14 protein-coding genes and 1 tRNA gene are annotated in these 19,277 nt (G+C 54.0%); 9 read left to right on the top strand and 6 right to left on the bottom strand.

The genetic code is table 11. The features are described from left to right. Positions 1-310: 310 nt before the first annotated feature. Positions 311-1,414 (top strand): PdaC/SigV domain-containing protein, encoded by a 1,104-nt coding sequence (locus BCV73_RS28360; RefSeq protein ID WP_179232089.1) that lies wholly within the window; start codon positions 311-313, stop codon positions 1,412-1,414. 163 nt (positions 1,415-1,577) lie between these two features. Here BCV73_RS28360 and BCV73_RS28355 read toward each other — a convergent pair whose 3' ends face one another. The 6 genes from BCV73_RS28355 to BCV73_RS28330 form a co-directional block, all read right to left on the bottom strand. Beyond that, complete coding sequence (locus tag BCV73_RS28355) at positions 1,578-3,020, bottom strand: MFS transporter (protein WP_218828203.1); 1,443 nt, start codon at positions 3,018-3,020, stop codon at positions 1,578-1,580. Between the two features lie 220 nt (positions 3,021-3,240). After that, complete coding sequence (gene nrdF, locus BCV73_RS28350) at positions 3,241-4,197, bottom strand: class 1b ribonucleoside-diphosphate reductase subunit beta (RefSeq protein WP_089549396.1); 957 nt, start codon at positions 4,195-4,197, stop codon at positions 3,241-3,243. 78 nt (positions 4,198-4,275) lie between these two features. Then, the gene (gene nrdE / locus BCV73_RS28345) at positions 4,276-6,360 is read right to left on the bottom strand and encodes a class 1b ribonucleoside-diphosphate reductase subunit alpha (protein WP_089549395.1); all 2,085 of its coding nucleotides are present in this window, start codon (positions 6,358-6,360) and stop codon (positions 4,276-4,278) included. Continuing rightward, positions 6,347-6,706: a class Ib ribonucleoside-diphosphate reductase assembly flavoprotein NrdI gene (gene nrdI, locus BCV73_RS28340; protein WP_076173159.1), complete on the bottom strand. Its 360-nt coding sequence runs from the start codon at positions 6,704-6,706 to the stop codon at positions 6,347-6,349. The genes nrdE and nrdI overlap by 14 nt, the downstream gene beginning before the upstream one ends. A 425-nt stretch (positions 6,707-7,131) precedes the next feature. Continuing rightward, positions 7,132-7,728 carry an ATP-dependent Clp endopeptidase proteolytic subunit ClpP gene (gene clpP / locus BCV73_RS28335; protein WP_076173158.1) on the bottom strand — a complete coding sequence of 199 codons (597 nt, stop codon included), beginning with the start codon at positions 7,726-7,728 and terminating at the stop codon, positions 7,132-7,134. A 208-nt stretch (positions 7,729-7,936) separates the two neighbouring features. Next, positions 7,937-8,011 (bottom strand) — tRNA-Arg (locus tag BCV73_RS28330). A 240-nt stretch (positions 8,012-8,251) separates the two neighbouring features. Here BCV73_RS28330 and BCV73_RS28325 point away from each other — a divergent pair. From BCV73_RS28325 to rnr, 8 genes are all read left to right on the top strand, one after another. Continuing rightward, positions 8,252-9,289, top strand: a complete 1,038-nt coding sequence (locus BCV73_RS28325) for a sugar-binding transcriptional regulator (RefSeq protein ID WP_076173157.1) — start codon at positions 8,252-8,254, stop codon at positions 9,287-9,289. Between the two features lie 79 nt (positions 9,290-9,368). Next, the gene (gene gap / locus BCV73_RS28320; RefSeq protein ID WP_076173156.1) at positions 9,369-10,379 is read left to right on the top strand and encodes a type I glyceraldehyde-3-phosphate dehydrogenase; all 1,011 of its coding nucleotides are present in this window, start codon (positions 9,369-9,371) and stop codon (positions 10,377-10,379) included. Positions 10,380-10,575: 196 nt separating this feature from the next. Further along, a complete protein-coding gene (locus BCV73_RS28315) occupies positions 10,576-11,757 on the top strand; it encodes a phosphoglycerate kinase (RefSeq protein WP_076173225.1) in 1,182 nt (393 codons plus the stop codon). Positions 11,758-11,820: 63 nt separating this feature from the next. Beyond that, the gene (gene tpiA, locus BCV73_RS28310; RefSeq protein WP_089549394.1) at positions 11,821-12,573 is read left to right on the top strand and encodes a triose-phosphate isomerase; all 753 of its coding nucleotides are present in this window, start codon (positions 11,821-11,823) and stop codon (positions 12,571-12,573) included. A gap of 1 nt (position 12,574) precedes the next feature. Then, on the top strand, positions 12,575-14,119 hold the full coding sequence (gene gpmI, locus BCV73_RS28305) for a 2,3-bisphosphoglycerate-independent phosphoglycerate mutase (protein WP_076173154.1): 1,545 nt from the start codon (positions 12,575-12,577) through the stop codon (positions 14,117-14,119). 202 nt (positions 14,120-14,321) lie between these two features. Continuing rightward, positions 14,322-15,608, top strand: coding sequence for a phosphopyruvate hydratase (eno, locus tag BCV73_RS28300; RefSeq protein WP_076173153.1), 1,287 nt, complete (start codon positions 14,322-14,324; stop codon positions 15,606-15,608). Positions 15,609-16,029: 421 nt separating this feature from the next. Further along, positions 16,030-16,263: a preprotein translocase subunit SecG gene (gene secG / locus BCV73_RS28295; RefSeq protein ID WP_076173152.1), complete on the top strand. Its 234-nt coding sequence runs from the start codon at positions 16,030-16,032 to the stop codon at positions 16,261-16,263. 210 nt (positions 16,264-16,473) lie between these two features. Continuing rightward, a complete protein-coding gene (gene rnr / locus BCV73_RS28290) occupies positions 16,474-19,101 on the top strand; it encodes a ribonuclease R (RefSeq protein ID WP_089549393.1) in 2,628 nt (875 codons plus the stop codon). Positions 19,102-19,277: the final 176 nt, after the last annotated feature.

Genomic DNA, 19,277 nt, shown 5'->3' with positions numbered 1-19,277 from the left:
ACAACGACCGTTAATATCGTTTAAGAACAATTGCCCTGTTTCGGGATCCATGCTTAAGCTGGCTTCCGGAACGGGGCATTATTTTTATGACGACATGATCGCAAGGCCCGTGGCCGATCGGATGAAGGAACACAAAGTTAACGTAAAGGTTAAGAGAGTTATACTTTTGGCTGGCGTAAACGACAATACTGTAACCCCGGTTGTAAACAAATCGGCGGAGCTCTTTTTTATAATAGGGAAGTGGTGAATTTGGGTAATAAATCATATGACTAGCACAAGCAGCAATGTTTGGAGAGGAGATTGGATAGGGATGAACAAGGGAATGAAATGGGGAGCCGCGGTGCTGGCCGCAGGCGTATTGATCGGAAATGCCGGCGTGTTTGGGGGATCGCAGGTGTCGGCTGCAGCCTCAAAGCCGGTCGTAAAGCCGGCTGCGCAGCCGGGAGTGGCGTTGAAATATAACGGCAAGGTGCTATCGCTGCAGGGGAAACTGGTTGACGGGGTCACCATGATTCCGGTGTCCATTTTGCGCGATGCCGCCGGTCTGCCGCTGTCTTATAATCCGGGTATCAAGACGTACACTGTCGGATCCGGGGTAACGAAGCTGAACCTGGAGGTTTCCGACTACGGGGTCAGCGCTTATATCAACGGAAGCTATGTCGGGGACAATTCGAACAACTACGAGGGCAAATTGATCGACGGCAAGCTGTACGTCCCTTTCAAGCTGCTGAACGACTATATGGGCTTCCAGGGCGTGTATAACGCGTCTTCCAAAACGTTGAGCCTGTCCAAGCGTCAGATGAACCAGGTGGCAATCTCCACCGAACTCATCAAGGCGAGCGACGCCAATGCAACGATTCTGATCCGTTATCCTCAGTTAAGCGGGCTGGCTAACGCGGACGCCCAGGAGGCGATCAACAAAGTATTTAAAGACAAGGCGGAAGCGTTCGCCACAGAAGCCAAGGCCAAAGCGAAAAAACGCGACGCGAAGGTGGAGCACCCGTATGAGTTCGACGGAACGTTCCTGGTTACTTATAACCGCCAAGGCGTCCTGAGCATCGTGACGGATTCTTATGAATACACAGGCGGAGCTCACGGGATGACGGCCCGCGAAGGGTTTACGTTCTCGCTGAAGGACGGCAAACAGCTGACACTGGACAGCCTGCTCCACAATTCGGCCGACGCCAAGACCAAGCTGGACAAACTGCTGAAGCAAAAAGCGACCAAAGACGGCTTCACAGACGGCTTCAACGGGCTGAAAAAGGACGCGGACTTCTATGTGAAGGAAAGCGGATTGACGATCTTCTTCCAACAGTATGAAATCGGGCCGTATGCCGCCGGCTTCCCGACGTATACGTTCAACTTCAGCGACCTGCTGCCGAAGGGAACGGATCCGTTCGAAGCAGCGAAATAATGGAGCCGATGCAGCTGAGATGATGTAAGCGAGTCTGATGAGTATAGAACATTTATCTCAACGAGCGTCGGTCAACGATCCTCAAGCGGATACTTTAAGCAGCCAAACCCCCGTTAAACCTATAACGGGGGTTTGGCTGTTTTTGCTGCGTGGCGGCAGCCGGTCATATTTTTCGTTTGCGGGGCAAAAACAAGGCGACAAGCGCGCCAAGGAGAATGCCGAGCGCCGCGAGATAAATGGCTGTCCGATTCCCCTCAGCTAATGCTTGGCGAAAAGCTTCACCCGTCAGTTGATGCGTACCCGAGTTCGCGATGGCGATCAAGATGGCAAGCCCGATGGCATTGCCGATGTTTAAGGTAGTCGAGGCCATCCCGGACGCGACGCCTTGGTCCTCGGGGGCTACGCCGTCTGAAGCCGTGATCCACATGGCGGTCCAGGTGATGCCCTGGCCGATCCCGGAAATTACAAGGCCCGGAACGATCATTAGGTAGCTGCTATCCGTGTACGCACCTAATGGAATCAGTATGGTCCCAACAATTCCGATGATCATGCCGATAAGCAGTGTGCTTCGCGCCTCCAAACGGGTCGCCAGCCTTTCGCCGAGCTGGGTGCCTGCGGCAATCGCTAAGGAAGGGATAATGAAGGCAAGCCCGGTTTGCAGAGCACTGTATCCATGCACATTTTGAAATAAGGTTGTCAGGAAGTAAGGTAAGGCACCAAACGTCCCCATGTAGATGAATGTAATGACCATGCTGGCAGCCAAGCTGCGGTTACGGAAAAGATGGATCGACATTAAAGGAGCGGTACTGCGTATTTCGATCAGGGCAAAGATCGACAAGAGGATCAGGGAAAGGGCAGCACAGATGATCATTTCCGTGGAGGCCCAGCCCAATTCGGGTCCCTGGACAAGAACATATACCAGGAGAGTAGCGCCTGCGGTTACCGTGGCGGCGCCGGGAACATCGAAATAGCGCTTTTGATTCCGCCGTTCGTCGCGGGGAATAACGAACAGCGCGGCTAGTGCAACGATTCCTGCTAATGGAACATTCACTAAAAAGACCGCTTCCCAGCCAAACGCATTCGTCAATACCCCGCCCAGGATCGAGCCAATCGTCAGGCCGCTGGCTCCGGCCCCGCCCCATACGGCAAGAGCGCGGTTTCGGCGCGGACCTTCCTCAAACAATCGGTTGATCAGCGATAACGTGGCGGGAAACAGGAACGCCGCTCCGATACCTTGGATGGCACGGGCTATAATGATGACGAGCGGGTCCCAAGCCAAGCCTCCCAATAGCGATGAAAGGGCGTAAAGGACCAACGCAAAAATAAACATTCGCTTTTGTCCCAGCATATCGGCAGCACGCCCTCCAAGAAGCAGGAAGCCCCCGCAGAAAACCGTGTAAGCACTGACCACCCATTGCAGGGACTGTTCCGAGAAGCCAAGGCCATGTCCGATCTCAGGCAATGCGACGAAAACGATATTGATGTCGAGCCCGTAAATCAGCTGTGCTAGAGCAAGCAGTGCCAAACTCCATCCCATGCCCCGCTGCTTGACGGAAGCCATTTCGGATGTAGAGCCGCTTAGCCGAGTTTGTTGATCAGTAGACATCGTAGTTCACCCCTATAATTCAAATTATTTTGAAATGATTGGATCGGGAACATTATATTTCAAAATAATTTGAAATGTCAACAAGAGAATTGCGCTGCTGTGGATACGACAATCCCAGAAAAAAATCCCCTCTGAGCAAACGGCAGTGGGCTTTCCTGCACTTGTCTGCTCAAAGGGGATTTTGTTATGGAGCGGAGCTCCTTCTGTTACTTGCCTGAACTTATACGTCAAACACGAAGTCGTCGTCGGACAGCGGCTCGATGTTGATCGCGCGGACGTAGCCGTTGCCTTTTTTCGAGAAGAAATCATGCTGCTTGGTGTGAGTGCTGATGCCATTGAAGACGATCGGGTTGATCGGCTCTTCCGGGAAATGCGGCTCGAAGCCGAGATTCATCAGCGCTTTGTTGGCGTTATAGCGGACATAGGTTTTGACTTCCTCCTGCAGTCCGATCGGGCTGTACAGGTCATCCGTATATTTCACCTCGTTCTGATACAGCGTCTCAAGCAGCTCGTACAGCTCCCGGCGCAGCTCCTCCTGCTCTTCGAAAGAGAACTCCTGGAACAGCTCCTGGGCCAGCGTGCCGACGTACAGGCCGTGAATGCTCTCGTCGCGGATGATCAGGTCGATGATTTCGCCGCTGCTGGTCATTTTGCCCTGTCCGGCCAGGTAAAGCGGATAGAAGAAGCCGCTGTAGAACAGATAGCTTTCCAGGAAGACGGAAGCGGCCATCGCCTTGTAGAGATCGCGCTTGGTTTGAATGTTCGCGTACCAGGATTCGATGCTCTTCGCTTTGAACTGCAGCTGCTCGTTGTCCTCCACCCAGCGGAAAATGGCGTCGATCTCCTCCGTCGAGGCGAGCGTGGTGAAAATGCTGCTGTACGATTTGGCGTGGATTTGCTCCATCATCGACATGAAGCCGAGCACGGCTTTGCGCTGCAGGCCTTCCACATGCTCCAAAATTTTCGGCATGCCGACGCCGCCCTGCAGCGTATCCAGCAGCGTCAGTCCGCCAAGAACATGTTTGTAGGCGGTGCGCTCCTCGTCGGTCATTTTGATCCAGTCCATTTTATCGTCGGACAAGGGGATTTCGTCGTCGGTCCAAAACTGCATGATGTTCTGCTGCCAGAACATGAGCGTAAAATCGTCATCGGGCCGGTTCCAGTTTACTGCTTTCATCAGACCATTGCTCCTTTTATAGAAGAAGGCGACAGGGGCTGTTCAAGCCCCCGCCGTCGCCTTGCGTAATATTCGAATTTAGACGGCGCAGCTGGTGCACTCTTCGATGGACAATTTTTTCGTCCGGGTGTAGTACAGCGATTTCAGCCCTTTCTGGGCGGCGTAAATATAGAAACGGGACAATTCCCGGGTCGATACGGTGCTGTTGACGTGCAGCACGGTGGAAATGCCTTGGTCCACATGCTGCTGGATTTCCGCGATCATGTCGATCAGGCGGAACTGGTCGATATTGTAGGCCGATTTATAATACCACTGCGTTTCCGCGCTGAGGAACGGCATCGGGTAATATGTCGTCGAGTTCGCGTAGGTGCGCGTTTCGATATGCTCGACGATTGGCATGACGCTGGACGTCGCGTTCTGGATGTACGAGATGCTCTGCGTCGGCGCGATCGCCAGACGGTAGGCATGGTACAGTCCGTGCTTCTGCACAAGCGCCTTGAGCTGCGCCCAGTCCTCAGGGGACGGGATCTCGATGCCTTCAAACAGCTGCTTCACACGTTCCGATTGCGGCCGGAAGTCCTTTTCGAGGTAGCGGTCAAAATAGGTACCCTTCGCGTACTCGGACTTGTCGAAATCCCGGAACGTTTCGCCGCGATCGCGCGCGATTTCCATGCTTTGCTCCAGCGAGTAGTAGTTCATCATCATGAAAAAGGTGCTCGCAAACTCGCGCGCTTCCGCACTCTCGTATGCGATTTTGTTTTTGGCCAGGTAACCGTTCAGGTTCATGGCTCCAAGGCCGACGGAGTGCAGCTCCTTGTTGGCGAGGCTCACGCCCGGCGCGTTCTCCACGCGGGAGTGATCGCTGACGACGGTAAGGGCCTCGATGCCGACACGGACCGATTCTTTGATTTTTCCCTGCTCCATCACGTTCACGATGTTCAGCGAGGCCAGGTTGCAGCTGATGTCCCGGCGAATCACATCAGCGACACCGTAGTCGTTGATTTCCGAAGTCTCCTGCAGCTGGAAAATTTCCGTGCACAGGTTGGACATTTTGATCTGGCCGACATCCTTCAGCGCATGCACCTTGTTGGCGTTCGATTTATTCACGATGTACGGATAACCGGACTCGAGCTGGATCGAAGCGATTTTCGTCAGCATGTCGCGGGCGCTCATGACGGTTTTTTTCGTTACCTGGTCATTGGCGAGCAGCTCGTCGTACATTTCGTCCATGTCCAGGTCGTCCAGATGCTTGCCGTAGGCTTTGTACACCGAGTAAGGGCCAAAGACCACAAGCGGCTTGTTTTGGGCGGCGAGCTCGTAAAATTTATTCGGCACAATCAGCCCGATCGACAGCGTCTTGATGCGCAGCTTCTCGTCGGCGTTGATTTTCTTCGAATCAAGGAACTCGATGACATCCCAGCCGAAAATGTTATAGTATCCGGCACCCGAGCCTTTACGCTGGCCCATTTGGTCGGCATAGGAGAACGCGTCCTCCATCAGCTTCAGCACCGGCATGATGCCTTTGGCCGCTCCGGCCACGCCTTTGATCGGTTCGCCGCGCCCACGCAGCTTGGACAAATTGACGGCAACGCCGCCGCCGATTTTGGACAGCTGCATGCAGGTGCCGAGCACGTAGTTGATCGAATTGAGCGAATCGTCCATTTCCAGCAGGAAGCAGGAGACCAGCTCACCGCGGCGGCTTTTGCCGGCGTTGAGGAAAGTCGGGGTCGCTGGCTGCAGCCGCTGCTCGATCATCGCTTCGGCGATACGGAGCGCTTTACCGATATTCCCTTCGCCCAAGTACAGCGCCACGATGGCGACGCGGTCCGGATACTGCTCCAGGTACTGCTTCTTGTCGTTGGTTCTCATCGCATAGTCCTTGTAGAACTTCGAGATCGCCATGTAGGACTGGAATTGGAAGTCGCTGCTCCCCGTCAGGTTGAACACGGACTCGACTTCGTCGTAGGTATAATGCTCAAACACGTTCTCGTAGTAGTCGTTGCTGATCAGGTAATCCAGCTTCTCGCGCAGGGAGCCGAACTTCATCGTATCGCGCTCCACTTCCTCCATAAAGGCGGCAACCGCCTCCCGGTCCTTTTCCAATTGAAAGTAACCGTCCGATCCGCGCTGCATAATTTCGTTGTTGAGTTCAATATGCTTCAATGCTCCGCACCCTCTCTTTGAAAATCTCCGTATCCCGCATCGTTCCCGAAAGCTCAAACTTGGTGATGACCGGCACATGGTACATCTCCGATATCGTATCCGCGCTTTTGGCGAAACGAGGCCCCCAGTTCCGGTTGCCGCTGGCCGACACGCCGCGAAGCATGCGGTTGTTCTTCGACAGGAAGTTGGACACTTTCTCGGGCACCTGCCCAAAACCTGTTGTATACGTTACGAGCACGTAAGGCTCATTCACCTGCTCCTGCTCTTCGATCGGAATGGCTCTCATGTTCAGCTTGTTGACAAAGCGTCTGACATTGCCGGTCTTGGAATCATAGACGATTAGCATGATCCTTCACTCCTGAATAATGTTCTCTGCCGTGGTCACGGGCGCAAAAAAAACGTCTATTGACGTCATTGTAGATAACCACACCACATATCGTGGTCGTTATTCTTGTGATCACAGAATGGTTCAGCTTCGCTGAACATGAAATCCCTTAATCCCAGAACTACACCGATAGACTGGGATAGAGGGAAAATATGTTATATATACTATGCCGATGGAAATCAATATGTAGATGATATTTGGCATGTAGTAAGAATAATACATCAATATATTGATGTGGTCAAGCCTATGAGAATCATGTTCATGGGTGCGCTTGCAGCCTGCTTGACGCCTTGAAAAACAAAAAAACAGGGAGCCTCCCGGCGATCCGTAAGCGGATCGATTCGGGGAGATTCCCTGTTTTTCTTCGGTTCCAAAGCCGCGATTATTTACACGCCTTGGATTGGAGTGCTTTCCAGAACTTTATCGATCAGTCCGTATTCCTGCGCTTCAGCTGCGCTCATGAAGTAGTCACGGTCGGTGTCTTTCTCGATGCGCTCCAGCGGCTGTCCGGTACGTTCGGACAGGATGCGGTTCAAGGTGTCGCGCATTTTCAGAATGCGGCGGGCGCGGATTTCGATATCCGTAGCCTGGCCTTGCGCACCCCCGAGCGGCTGGTGGATCATGATCTCACTGTTCGGCAGGCCGAAGCGTTTGCCCTTGGCGCCGGCGTTCAGCAGGAACGCGCCCATGGAAGCGGCCAAGCCTACGCAGATGGTAGATACGTCCGGTTTGATGAACTGCATGGTATCGAAAATCGCCATACCGGCCGTAATGGATCCGCCGGGGCTGTTAATGTACAAATGGATGTCTTTCTCCGGATCTTCGGCTGCGAGGAACAGCAGCTGGGCGATGATAGAATTGGCGACCACGTCATTGACTTCGGTGCCCAGGAAAATGATGCGGTCTTTCAGCAAACGGGAATAGATGTCGTAAGCCCGTTCACCGCGGTTGCTTTGTTCGACGACCATAGGAATATAACTCACGTGGAAAACCTCCCTTAATTGGCTCAAAATAGGTCATTCTATACATACTGTTACCGTATTAACCACATGATAAACAATTTCAAACAAAAAGTCAAAGAAAGTCAAACTCGAGGTAAAAAAAATAGCCATCTGATTGGCTGTGGTACGTTTGGTTAAAAACATAACGTAGAACGGTTGCCGTTCTGCGTTCTCTTCTATTGAAGAAAAATGGCGCGCCCGCGAGGAATTGAACCTCGATCTCAGGCTTCGGAGGCCTACGTCATATCCATTGGACCACGGGCGCAAAATTCAATAGCAAGAGTTATTATATGATAGCTTGCCTCAAAATGCAAGGGTTAAGTTATTAATTTTTTTGGATCAGGAAAATGCTGTATAGGAGGAAAGGCTGATGTGAATTATAGTCAGTGGACTACTTGCAACCAGCGCCATTATTGAGTAGAATAGTGGTGGGACTTAAAACGTTGACCCGGGACATTTTAGGGCCAGGGGAGAGAGGGAAGCGAAGTTGCAGGAGTGGAAAGAAATGCGGGATATATTAGAGATACAAAAGCAGCTTCTGCCTGATCTCGTGGACGTTCTCAAGACCAGATATACCATTCTTCATCAGATCATGCTGTCGGAGCTGATCGGCCGGAGAACGCTCGCTGCATCCCTGCATATGACCGAGCGGGTGCTGCGGGCCGAGACGGATCTTCTCAAGTCCCAGGGCCTGATTGAGATCGAGAGCTCTGGGATGAGGGTCAGTGAGGCGGGAAGCAAGCTGCTCGAACAGATGGAGCCGATGGTGAAAGTGCTGTTCGGCCTCAATGATCTTGGCGAGAAGATCCGCCAGACGTACGGCTTGCGCAAAGTCGTGGTCGTGCCCGGGGATTGCGAATCGTCGCCGCTCACGAAGCGTGACTTGGGACGCGCGGGTGCCAAAGCGCTGCTTGGCGTCATGAACCAAGGGGACACCGTAGCGGTGACGGGAGGCTCAACGCTCGCCGAAGTGGCGGAGCAGCTGACGCCGCAGGCGGCCGTACCGATGAAGAACAGCTGGTTCGTGCCAGCTAGGGGCGGACTTGGCGAAAGCGTGGAGTTTCAGGCGAACACGATCGCATCCACCATGGCCAAGCGCGTCGGCGCGCAGTACCGGCTGCTGCATGTGCCGGACCTCCTGAGCGATGAAGCGTATCAGTCGCTGGTGCAGGACCGCAACATCCAGGAGATCGTGCAGGCGATCAGGCACTGCCGCATCATCATGCACGGCATCGGGGACGCGATGGAGATGACCCGCCGCAGAAGGCTGGATCCCGCCGCCGTGGAGGAGATCCGGTCGGAAGGAGCCGTAGCCGAATCCTTTGGCTACTATTTCAATGAACAAGGCGTTGTCGTTCATAAAATGATGACTTTGGGGCTGCGGCTGGAGGACATTATGCGGACCGAGACCGTCATCGGCATTGCGGGCGGCCGAAGCAAGGCCAAAGCGATCCATGCGGTGCTTAAGTTCGGCCATGAGGACATTCTGGTGGTTGACGAAGCGGCCGCAATCGAGATTTGCCGGGAAATCGACGGTGAGTAAACAACATTCCTTTTGATGTCATGACAGGTATTTACCTGTTTTGAATAAATAAAATACGAACTTTTGGGAGGACTATTCAATGAGTGTAAAAGTAGGCATTAACGGTTTTGGACGTATCGGACGACTCGCTTTCCGCCGTATTCAAAATGTGGAAGGCATCGAAGTTGTAGCCATCAACGACCTTACTGACGCTAAGATGTTGGCCCATCTGCTCAAATATGATACAACGCAAGGCACTTTCAACGGAGACATCGAAGTTCACGACGGCTTCTTCAAAGTGAACGGCAAAGAAGTTAAGGTTCTGGCGAACCGTAACCCTGAAGAACTTCCTTGGGGCGATCTCGGCGTAGACATCGTTCTCGAGTGCACAGGCTTCTTCACAACGAAAGAAGCTGCTGAGAAACACCTGAAAGGCGGCGCTAAGAAAGTTGTAATCTCCGCTCCGGCTACAGGCGACATGAAGACGATCGTATACAACGTTAACCATGAGACACTGGACGGAACTGAGACAGTTATCTCCGGCGCATCTTGCACAACGAACTGCCTGGCTCCTATGGCCAAAACGCTGAACGACAAGTTCGGTATCGTTCAAGGCTTGATGACAACGATCCACGCTTACACTGGCGACCAAAACACCCTGGACGCTCCGCATCCAAAAGGTGACTTCCGTCGTGCGCGTGCAGCTGCAGAAAACATCATTCCTAACTCCACTGGCGCTGCAAAAGCGATTGGTCTGGTTCTTCCAGAACTGCAAGGCAAACTGGACGGTGCCGCTCAACGCGTACCTGTACCAACAGGTTCCCTGACTGAGCTCGTTACAGTTCTGAACACCAAAGTAACGGCTGACGAAGTGAACGCAGCAATGAAAGAAGCTTCCGATCCAGAAACTTACGGCTACACTGAAGACGAAATCGTATCTTCCGACATCAAAGGCATCACGTTCGGTTCGCTCTTCGACGCTACTCAAACGAAAGTGTTGACTGTTGGCGACCAACAGCTGGTTAAAACCGTTGCTTGGTACGACAACGAAATGTCTTACACTTCCCAATTGGTTCGCACATTGGCATACTTCGCTAAGATCGCTAAGTAATAGCGGCCATCCCATAGCGAAAACATCCCGAGCGGAAACAGGCATCCTATGTTTCCGCTCTTTAAAATATAGAATGCATAAATTTTCAGCGGAGCTGAGCCATTCTATGATTGCAAGATAAATGTCCTAACATGCTGAACCACGGGGCTGAGGAGACTGTCCCGTTAAAAATATGGGTGCGGAGGGAAACAATACGATGAACAAGAAGTCTGTACGTGATGTAGAAGTAAACGGCAAGCGCGTATTCGTGCGCGTTGATTTTAACGTGCCATTGGAAGACGGCAAAATTACCGACGATACACGGATCCGTGAAACGCTGCCAACGATCAACTACCTGATCGAGCATGGCGCGAAAGTGATTCTGGCCAGCCACATGGGACGCCCGAAAGGCGAAGTGGTAGAATCCATGCGTCTGACACCTGCGGCAGAGCGCCTGTCCGAGCTGCTCGGCAAACCGGTTGCCAAGGCTGACGAAGCAGTTGGCGACGCGGTCAAAGCGCAAGTGGAGAAGCTGAACAACGGCGACGTGCTGCTGCTTGAAAATGTCCGCTTTTACCCTGGCGAAGAGAAAAACGATCCGGAACTTGCGAAGCAGTTCGCTGAGCTGGCTGACCTGTTCGTAAACGACGCGTTCGGCGCCGCTCACCGTGCGCATGCTTCGACCGAAGGTATCGCCCATTACCTGCCGGCTGTTTCCGGCCTGCTGATGGAGAAGGAACTTTCCGTACTCGGTAAAGCACTGTCCAATCCGGAGCGTCCTTTCACAGCGATCATCGGCGGTTCCAAAGTTAAGGATAAAATCGACGTGATCGACAACCTGCTGAACATCGCGGATAACGTACTGATCGGCGGCGGCCTGTCCTATACGTTCATGAAGGCACAGGGCTATGAAATCGGTCTGTCTTTGTGCGATAATGAAAAACTGGATGTCGCGCTCGGATTTATCCAAAAAGCGAAGGATCTCGGCAAAAACTTCCTGCTTCCGGTCGACATCGTCATCGCGGACGATTTCAGCGCCAATGCGAATGTGGACATCGTAGAAGTCGGTAACATCCCAGAGAAATGGGAAGGCGTGGACATCGGACCGAAAACTCGTGCCAAGTATGCGGAGATCATCAAGAACTCCAAGCTCGTGGTATGGAACGGACCGATGGGCGTATTTGAAATCGATCCTTTCTCCAACGGTACACGTGAAGTGGCAGAAGCCTGCGCCCAAACCGAAGGCTACACCATCATCGGCGGCGGCGACTCGGCGGCAGCGGCAGAGAAATTCCATCTGGCTGACAAAATGGATCACATCTCGACTGGCGGCGGCGCATCCCTCGAGTTCATGGAAGGCAAGGCTCTCCCTGGCGTCGTGGCACTGAACGACAAGTAAGCAAGAAGCGCCGAAAGAGCGCGGAACGTACGGACCCGTAAGGACAAAAAAGGAGTGAAAAGTGTGAGAACACCTATCATCGCCGGCAACTGGAAAATGTTCAAAACCGTTCCGGAAGCCAAAACGTTTATCGAAGAAGTCAAAGGCAAAGCTGAAGTTGAAGGCGTGGAGAGCGTCATCTGCGCTCCGTTCACGAACCTTCCCGCTTTGGTGGAAGCCGTGAAAGGCACATCGATCAAAATCGGTGCGCAAAACCTGCATTTTGAAGATAACGGTGCGTTCACCGGGGAAATCAGCGGCGTGATGCTGAAAGACCTTGGCGTAGACTACGTCATCATCGGCCATTCCGAGCGTCGGCAATATTTTGCCGAAACCGACGAGACCGTAAACAAAAAGGTTCAAGCGGCTTTCCGTCATGACCTGACTCCAATCGTGTGCGTCGGCGAGAAGCTGGAAGAGCGCGAAGCCGGCCAAACGAAAGACGTCTGCAAAGTGCAGACGGAAGCAGCGTTCCAAGGCTTGTCCGCAGAACAGGCGGCTCAAGTCGTTATCGCTTACGAGCCAATCTGGGCAATCGGAACCGGCAAGTCCTCGACTGCGCAGGACGCTAACGAAGTGATCTCTTATATCCGCAGCCTGGTTGAAGGCCTGTATGGCAAAGAGGCAGCGGATCAGGTTCGTATCCAATACGGCGGCAGCGTGAAGCCGGAAAACGTTAAAGAATACATGGGCCAAAGCGACATCGACGGCGCGCTTGTTGGCGGTGCCAGCCTGCAGCCGGCTTCGTTCATCCAGCTCGTTGAGGGGGCGAAGTAAGATGACCGCACCTAGACCCGTAGCACTGATCATCATGGACGGATTCGGGCTGCGCAGCACGGACGAAGGCAACGCAGTAGCGCAGGCCAAGAAACCGAACTACGACCGATTGATGGCGAAGTATCCGAACACGACGCTGACCGCTTCCGGCGAAGCGGTAGGTCTGCCGGAAGGGCAAATGGGCAACTCCGAAGTCGGCCATTTGAACATCGGCGCAGGCCGCATCGTGTACCAGGATTTGACCCGGATTTCGAAATCGATTCGCGAAGGGGAGTTTTTCAACAATCCGACGCTGGTCGAAGCGGTGCAAGCTGCAAAGAATAACAACAAGAAGCTCCATCTGTACGGCCTCTTGTCCGACGGCGGGGTACATAGCCATATCGAGCATATGTTTGCTATGCTGGACCTTGCGAAAAAAGAAGGACTGGATGAGGTTTACATCCATGCCTTCCTGGACGGACGCGACGTAGCTCCGGATTCCGGCAAGAAGTTCATCCAGGATCTGCAAGCCAAGATCAAGGAAGTTGGCATCGGCAAAATCGCCACGGTACAAGGCCGTTACTATGCGATGGACCGCGATAAGCGCTGGGAACGCGTAGAGAAGTCCTACCGTGCTATCGTATACGGGGATGGACCGAAATACACTGATCCGCTGGTTGCCGTAACGGAATCCTACAACAAGTCGGTATTCGACGAGTTTGTGGAGCCGACCGTCATCGTTGACGAGCAGGGCAATCCGGTATCGCTGGTGGAAAGCGGAGACTCCGTTGTCTTCCTGAACTTCCGCCCGGACCGTGCGATCCAGCTGTCCCAGGTGTTCACGAACAAGGACTTCCGCGGATTCGACCGCGGGCCGAAGTTCCCGGAAAACCTCCATTTCGTCTGCCTGACGCTGTTCAGCGAAACGGTGGAAGGCTACGTAGCCTACGAGCCGAAGAACCTGGACAACACGCTGGGCGAAGTGCTGGTGCAGAATAACAAGAAGCAGCTGCGCATTGCCGAAACGGAAAAATATCCGCACGTTACCTTCTTCTTCAGCGGCGGACGCGACGTCGAGCTGCCTGGAGAAACGCGCATTCTGATCAATTCGCCGAAGGTCGCCACTTATGACCTGAAGCCGGAAATGAGCGCTTATGAAGTGGCGGACGCCTGCGTGAAGGAAATCGAAGCCGAGAAGCATGATGCGATCATTCTGAACTTTGCCAACCCGGATATGGTCGGACACTCCGGTATGCTGGAACCGACGATCAAAGCGGTTGAAGTCACCGACGAGTGCATGGGCAAAGTAGTGGACGCCGTTATTGCCAAAGGCGGGGTAGCGATTATTATCGCTGACCACGGAAACGCCGACATGGTATTTGACGAAGCAGGACGCCCATTCACTGCTCATACGACGAACCCGGTGCCGTTTATTTTGACCGATGAGAACGTAACGCTGCGCGAAGGCGGCATTCTGGCCGACGTGGCGCCGACGATTCTTGATCTGATGCAGCTTCCGAAGCCTGCCGAAATGACCGGCGAATCGATGATCGCAACCCGTAAATAAGCGGAAAATTCGATTCCGGTGATCCGATACGTTATAATGGCTGTAGAAGCTGACAAGCAATATAGAATGAACTCAAGAAGTTCGTGTTGCAGGGCTTGGACAAGGCCGTTACAACAGGGTTCTCCATTCGAGACTTGAGTTCAATCTATATCATGTGGTCTGAATAACCAATTACGAATGTGGAAAAGGAGATTAGCACAAAATGACTATTATTTCTGATGTGTACGCACGCGAAGTCCTCGACTCCCGCGGTAACCCTACGGTTGAAGTTGAAGTATATCTGGAATCCGGCGGCCATGGCCGCGCCATCGTACCATCCGGCGCATCCACAGGCGCTCACGAAGCTGTAGAGCTTCGCGACGGCGACAAAGACCGTTACCTCGGTAAAGGCGTTCTGAACGCGGTGAAGAACGTGAACGAAATCATCGCTCCTGAAGTTATCGGCATGGACGCGCTCGACCAGCTCGGCATCGACAAGCTGATGATCAAACTGGACGGAACACCTAACAAAGGCAAGCTGGGTGCTAACGCCATCCTGGCTGTATCCATGGCCGTAGCCCGCGCGGCTGCTGACGCTCTGGACCTTCCGCTGTACGTATACCTCGGCGGATTCAATGCTAAACAACTGCCTGTACCAATGATGAACATCGTCAACGGCGGCGCTCATGCCGACAACAACGTGGACGTTCAAGAATTTATGGTACTGCCGGTTGGCGCTCCTACGTTCAAGGAAGCTCTCCGTACAGGTGCAGAAATCTTCCACAGCCTGAAATCCGTTCTGAAGGGCAAAGGCCTGAACACAGCGGTAGGCGACGAAGGCGGCTTTGCTCCGAACTTCACGTCCAACGAAGACGCATTGTCCTCCATTATGGAAGCTATCGAAAAAGCTGGCTACAAGCCAGGCGTTGACGTATTCCTCGGTATGGACGTCGCTTCCACTGAATTCTACAAAGATGGCAAGTACCATCTTGAAGGCGAAGGCAAATCCTACACATCCAGTGAATTCGTTGAGCTGCTCGCTTCCTGGGTCGACAAATACCCGATCATCACGATCGAAGACGGCTGCTCCGAAGACGACTGGGAAGGTTGGAAACTCCTTACCGCGAAACTCGGCGACAAGATCCAGCTCGTTGGCGACGACTTGTTCGTAACGAACACCGAGCGTCTTGAGAAAGGTATCGAAGAAGGCATCGGCAACTCCATCCTGATCAAAGTAAACCAAATCGGTACGCTGACAGAAACGTTTGATGCGATCGAAATGGCGAAACGCGCAGGATACACAGCAGTTGTCTCCCACCGTTCCGGTGAGTCCGAAGACAGCACGATCGCTGACATTGCCGTGGCAACGAATGCCGGCCAAATCAAAACCGGTGCTCCGTCCCGTACGGACCGTATTGCGAAGTACAACCAATTGCTCCGCATCGAGGACGAATTGGGCGAACTGGCGCAGTACAACGGCCTGAAGTCGTTCTACAACCTGAAAAAATAAGGCTGCACAGCCTTAAGCAAAGAGCGTTCCGGGTAACTCCGGGGCGCTCTTTTTTATTTAAAATTTCAGTGGCGTTGAACGATTCAATCATCGCAAGTAAAAATTCCGCTAAACTCGGTCTGTCTTTTTTAAAGTTGCGTCTTATGGCGTTATTTATTTCAAGATGGAACTGCCCAGCAAAGTGATGAAAGATCGATGACTAGGATTTTAAACGGTCATGCGTCTGGGGGGCCACCCTGAGCTTGTGATTGATGCCCTAAACGGCGGTGCAGTGCGGGTTTAGCTTGTGTTCGCAAATAGGCTATGGTACAATAAGAATGCTGTTTGTGCACGCTGGGCTGCAGTCTAAGTCCGGCCATAACGGAATTGAAATTTTGACATTCATATAATTGAGATGTTAAGCCATTGGGAGGTGGAACAAATGGAAATCTTGTTGAAGGTGCTGCTCGTGATTTTCTCCATCGCGTTGATCGCGATTGTTCTTTTGCAAAAAGGGAAAAGCGCGGGTCTTTCCGGGGCCATCTCCGGTGGCGCGGAACATCTATTCGGTAAAACGAAAGCACGCGGCATGGATCTCGTGCTGCAGCGCGTGACGGTTGTCGTCGCGGCATGCTTTTTTATCCTGGCCATTGTGGTGGCAGTCGTCGTCAAGTAAAGAATAGCAGCACACCAAAACCTCCGCTCTTTTTCGATTGGAAGATGAGCGGAGGTTTTTTAGGTTGATTAAGGCTTACGGGCAGGGATGCAACCGATTAAATTCGTGTATACTAGGGTATGTGTATATTACTGGACAAATACAACAAACGAACGATTACATAGTCACTTGCGGAAGGCATTCCTGCAAGTCACCTGAGGTGATGAAACGATGATTACGGAACAGATGATACTTGATTTGATGCAGGATCCCGAATATAAACCGATGACGTATCAGGAACTGGAACAGCATTTCGCGATTGACGATGCGCTGGATTTCAAGGATTTTCTGAAAACGCTGAACGCGATGGAGGAGGCAGGGACCGTCGTGCGGACCCGGTCGGAACGGTACGGCGTGCCGGAACGGCTGGACCTCCTGAAGGGCCGTCTGCAGGCCCATGCGAAGGGTTTTGCATTCCTGATCCCGGAAGACCGGGAGCATCCGGATGTATATATTGGAGCCAATGATATGAAGAGCGCCATGAACGGGGATACCGTTCTGGTGCGGGTTACGGCCAAGAGCCCGGCAGGCGGCAAGCTAGAAGGGGAAGTGGTGCGGATCGTCAACCGGGCCATTACCCAGATCGTCGGGGTCTTCCAAGGACATGAAGCGTACGGCTTTGTGCTGCCTGACGATAAACGGATCAACCGGGATATTTTTATTCCGAAGGATGCCTTTAACGGGGCGGTCGACGGCGAGAAGGTCGTCGTCAAAATCGTCAATTATCCGGAGGGCCGATCCGCCGCGGAAGGCGAAGTGGTCGAGATTCTCGGGCATAAGGATGATCCGGGGGTCGATATCCTGTCCATTATCCGCAAGCATCAGCTGCCGGAAGCTTTTCCGGAAGAGGTGATGGCAGAGGCGGAGCAAGCGCCGGAATCGATCACCGAAGAGGAAATCGTCCAGCAGGGACGGCGCGACCTTCGCGGCAAAACGATCGTCACGATTGACGGAGAGGACGCGAAAGACCTCGATGACGCAGTAAACGTGGAGCGTCTGCCGAACGGCAACTTCCTTCTGGGCGTTCATATCGCCGACGTCAGCTACTATGTCCGCGAGAACTCGGAGCTCGATAAAGAGGCATACAACCGCGGATGCAGCGTCTATTTGGTGGACCGGGTCATCCCGATGCTGCCGCACCGCCTGTCCAACGGCATCTGCTCGCTGAATCCACAGGTGGACCGCCTCACGATGTCCTGCGAAATGGAATTCGACGAGCATATGAAGCTCGTGAGGCATGACATTTTTACGAGCGTGATCAAGACGAAGGAACGGATGACGTACAACAACGTCCGGAAGATCCTCAACGACGAGGATCCGGAAGTGACGGAGCGGTACAGCTATCTGGTCGACACCTTCAAGCTGATGAAGGAGCTGGCGCTGCGCCTGCGGGCGAGACGGATGAACCGCGGTGCGGTGGACTTCGACTTCGTGGAGTCCAAGGTGATCGTCGATGAGAACGGCAAGCCTGTCGATATCGTGAAGCGCGAGCGCTCGATCGCCGAGCAGATCATCGAGGAGTTCATGCTGGCGGCCAACGAAACAGTGGCCGAGCACTTCTACTGGATGAAGGTTCCTTTTCTGTACCGGATTCACGAAAATCCGGATCCGGAGAAGCTCCAGACGTTCATGGCGTTTGCGGCCAACTTCGGTCACCATGTGAAGGGCCGGGGCAACTCCGTGCATCCACGGGCGCTCCAGAGCCTGCTGGAGGACATCCAGGGCACGAAGGAGCAGAAGGTCATCAGCACGGTCATGCTGCGCTCGATGAAGCAGGCGAAATACGACGCGGAAATGTCCGGACACTTTGGACTGGCCGCCGAATATTATTCGCACTTTACGTCTCCGATCCGCCGCTATCCGGACCTGGTCATTCACCGGGTGATCCGGGAAGTGCTGGAGAACAAGGGCGTCCTGCCGGAGAACCGGCTGGAGTACCTGGCTTCCCGGATGGCAGACATCGCCCAGCAGTCCTCCGAGCGTGAGCGTGTGGCGGTGGATGCGGAGCGCGACACGGACCAGCTGAAGAAGGCCGAATACATGCTCGACAAGGTCGGCGAGGAATTCGAAGGCATCATCAGCAGCGTGACGAGCTTCGGCATGTTCATCGAGCTCGAGAACACGGTCGAGGGCCTGATCCGGCTGAGCGCGCTGACGGACGATTACTATCATTTCGATGAGGCCTCCATGGCCCTCATCGGGGAGCGCACGTCACGCGTGTTCCGGATCGGCGACGAAGTGAAGATCCGCGTCGAGCGCGTGAACATGGACGATCACACCATCGACTTCGAGATGGTGGACATGAAGCCGCGCAGCGAAGGCCGGCGCGGCGGAAGCTTTGGCGGCCGTGGTGGCGGCCGCGTGGGCAGAGGCGCCGCCATCCGTGAAGGCGGCGAGAATGGCCGCGGCGGGCGCGGTGCGGCCCGTGGCGGCGGCAAGGGCGCGCGGCCGGGCAACAGCGCCCGCGAGGGCGGCGCCGGCGCAGCGCAGCAGGGCGCCGCGCGGGAAGGCGGCCGCAGCGGCGATGCCAAGCGGCCGGTGAGCTTCGGCTTCGGCTCCGGCAAGGGCGGCTACGGCGCCCCGGCGCCTGGCGGAAGCCAGAGCGGCAGCCAGAGCGGCAGCAAGCCGTCCAGCGGCCGCAAGAAGAAAACGTCGCGCAGCGGTATTTTTGTCGGGGACGGGGCGGCAGCCGCCCGCGAGGACAATGCCGGCAGCGGCGAGAGCGTCGTCCGCAAGCGCAAGAAGAAGGGTGCGGCCAAGAATGGCACAGCCGCCTTCGTGCGCAAGAAGAAAAAGTAGAAGGGTTCCTGGGCAGTCTCTTTTAAATCAGGCTTCGCCTGAAATGGGCGCCACACCGTGCGCCTTTTCGCCGAAATCTTGATTTTGCCCAGCCCAGTTGATACAATGGATTTCTGGTGTACCGGCCGGGTTTGCGGCCTCTAGACGCTCTCGTTAGAGCGCTTGAGCTGCTTCCC

This window comes from Paenibacillus sp. SSG-1 (assembly GCF_002224835.1).
Lineage (GTDB): Bacteria > Bacillota > Bacilli > Paenibacillales > Paenibacillaceae > Paenibacillus_AQ > Paenibacillus_AQ favisporus.
The sequence above is the reverse complement of the archived record's forward strand: the minus strand, read 5'-3'. Positions and strand labels throughout refer to the sequence as shown.

What these genes read in the sequence shown, in the direction of transcription:
- BCV73_RS28360 (WP_179232089.1), top strand. Translation starts at nt 311, where the DNA reads ATGAACAAGGGAATGAAATGGGGAGCCGCGGTGCTGGCCGCAGGCGTA.
- gap (WP_076173156.1), top strand. Translation starts at nt 9,369, where the DNA reads ATGAGTGTAAAAGTAGGCATTAACGGTTTTGGACGTATCGGACGACTC.
- BCV73_RS28315 (WP_076173225.1), top strand. Translation starts at nt 10,576, where the DNA reads ATGAACAAGAAGTCTGTACGTGATGTAGAAGTAAACGGCAAGCGCGTA.
- gpmI (WP_076173154.1), top strand. Translation starts at nt 12,575, where the DNA reads ATGACCGCACCTAGACCCGTAGCACTGATCATCATGGACGGATTCGGG.
- secG (WP_076173152.1), top strand. Translation starts at nt 16,030, where the DNA reads ATGGAAATCTTGTTGAAGGTGCTGCTCGTGATTTTCTCCATCGCGTTG.
- BCV73_RS28325 (WP_076173157.1), top strand. Translation starts at nt 8,252, where the DNA reads ATGCGGGATATATTAGAGATACAAAAGCAGCTTCTGCCTGATCTCGTG.
- nrdF (WP_089549396.1), bottom strand. Translation starts at nt 4,197, where the DNA reads ATGAAAGCAGTAAACTGGAACCGGCCCGATGACGATTTTACGCTCATG.
- nrdI (WP_076173159.1), bottom strand. Translation starts at nt 6,706, where the DNA reads ATGCTAATCGTCTATGATTCCAAGACCGGCAATGTCAGACGCTTTGTC.
- rnr (WP_089549393.1), top strand. Translation starts at nt 16,474, where the DNA reads ATGATTACGGAACAGATGATACTTGATTTGATGCAGGATCCCGAATAT.
- eno (WP_076173153.1), top strand. Translation starts at nt 14,322, where the DNA reads ATGACTATTATTTCTGATGTGTACGCACGCGAAGTCCTCGACTCCCGC.
- BCV73_RS28355 (WP_218828203.1), bottom strand. Translation starts at nt 3,020, where the DNA reads ATGTCTACTGATCAACAAACTCGGCTAAGCGGCTCTACATCCGAAATG.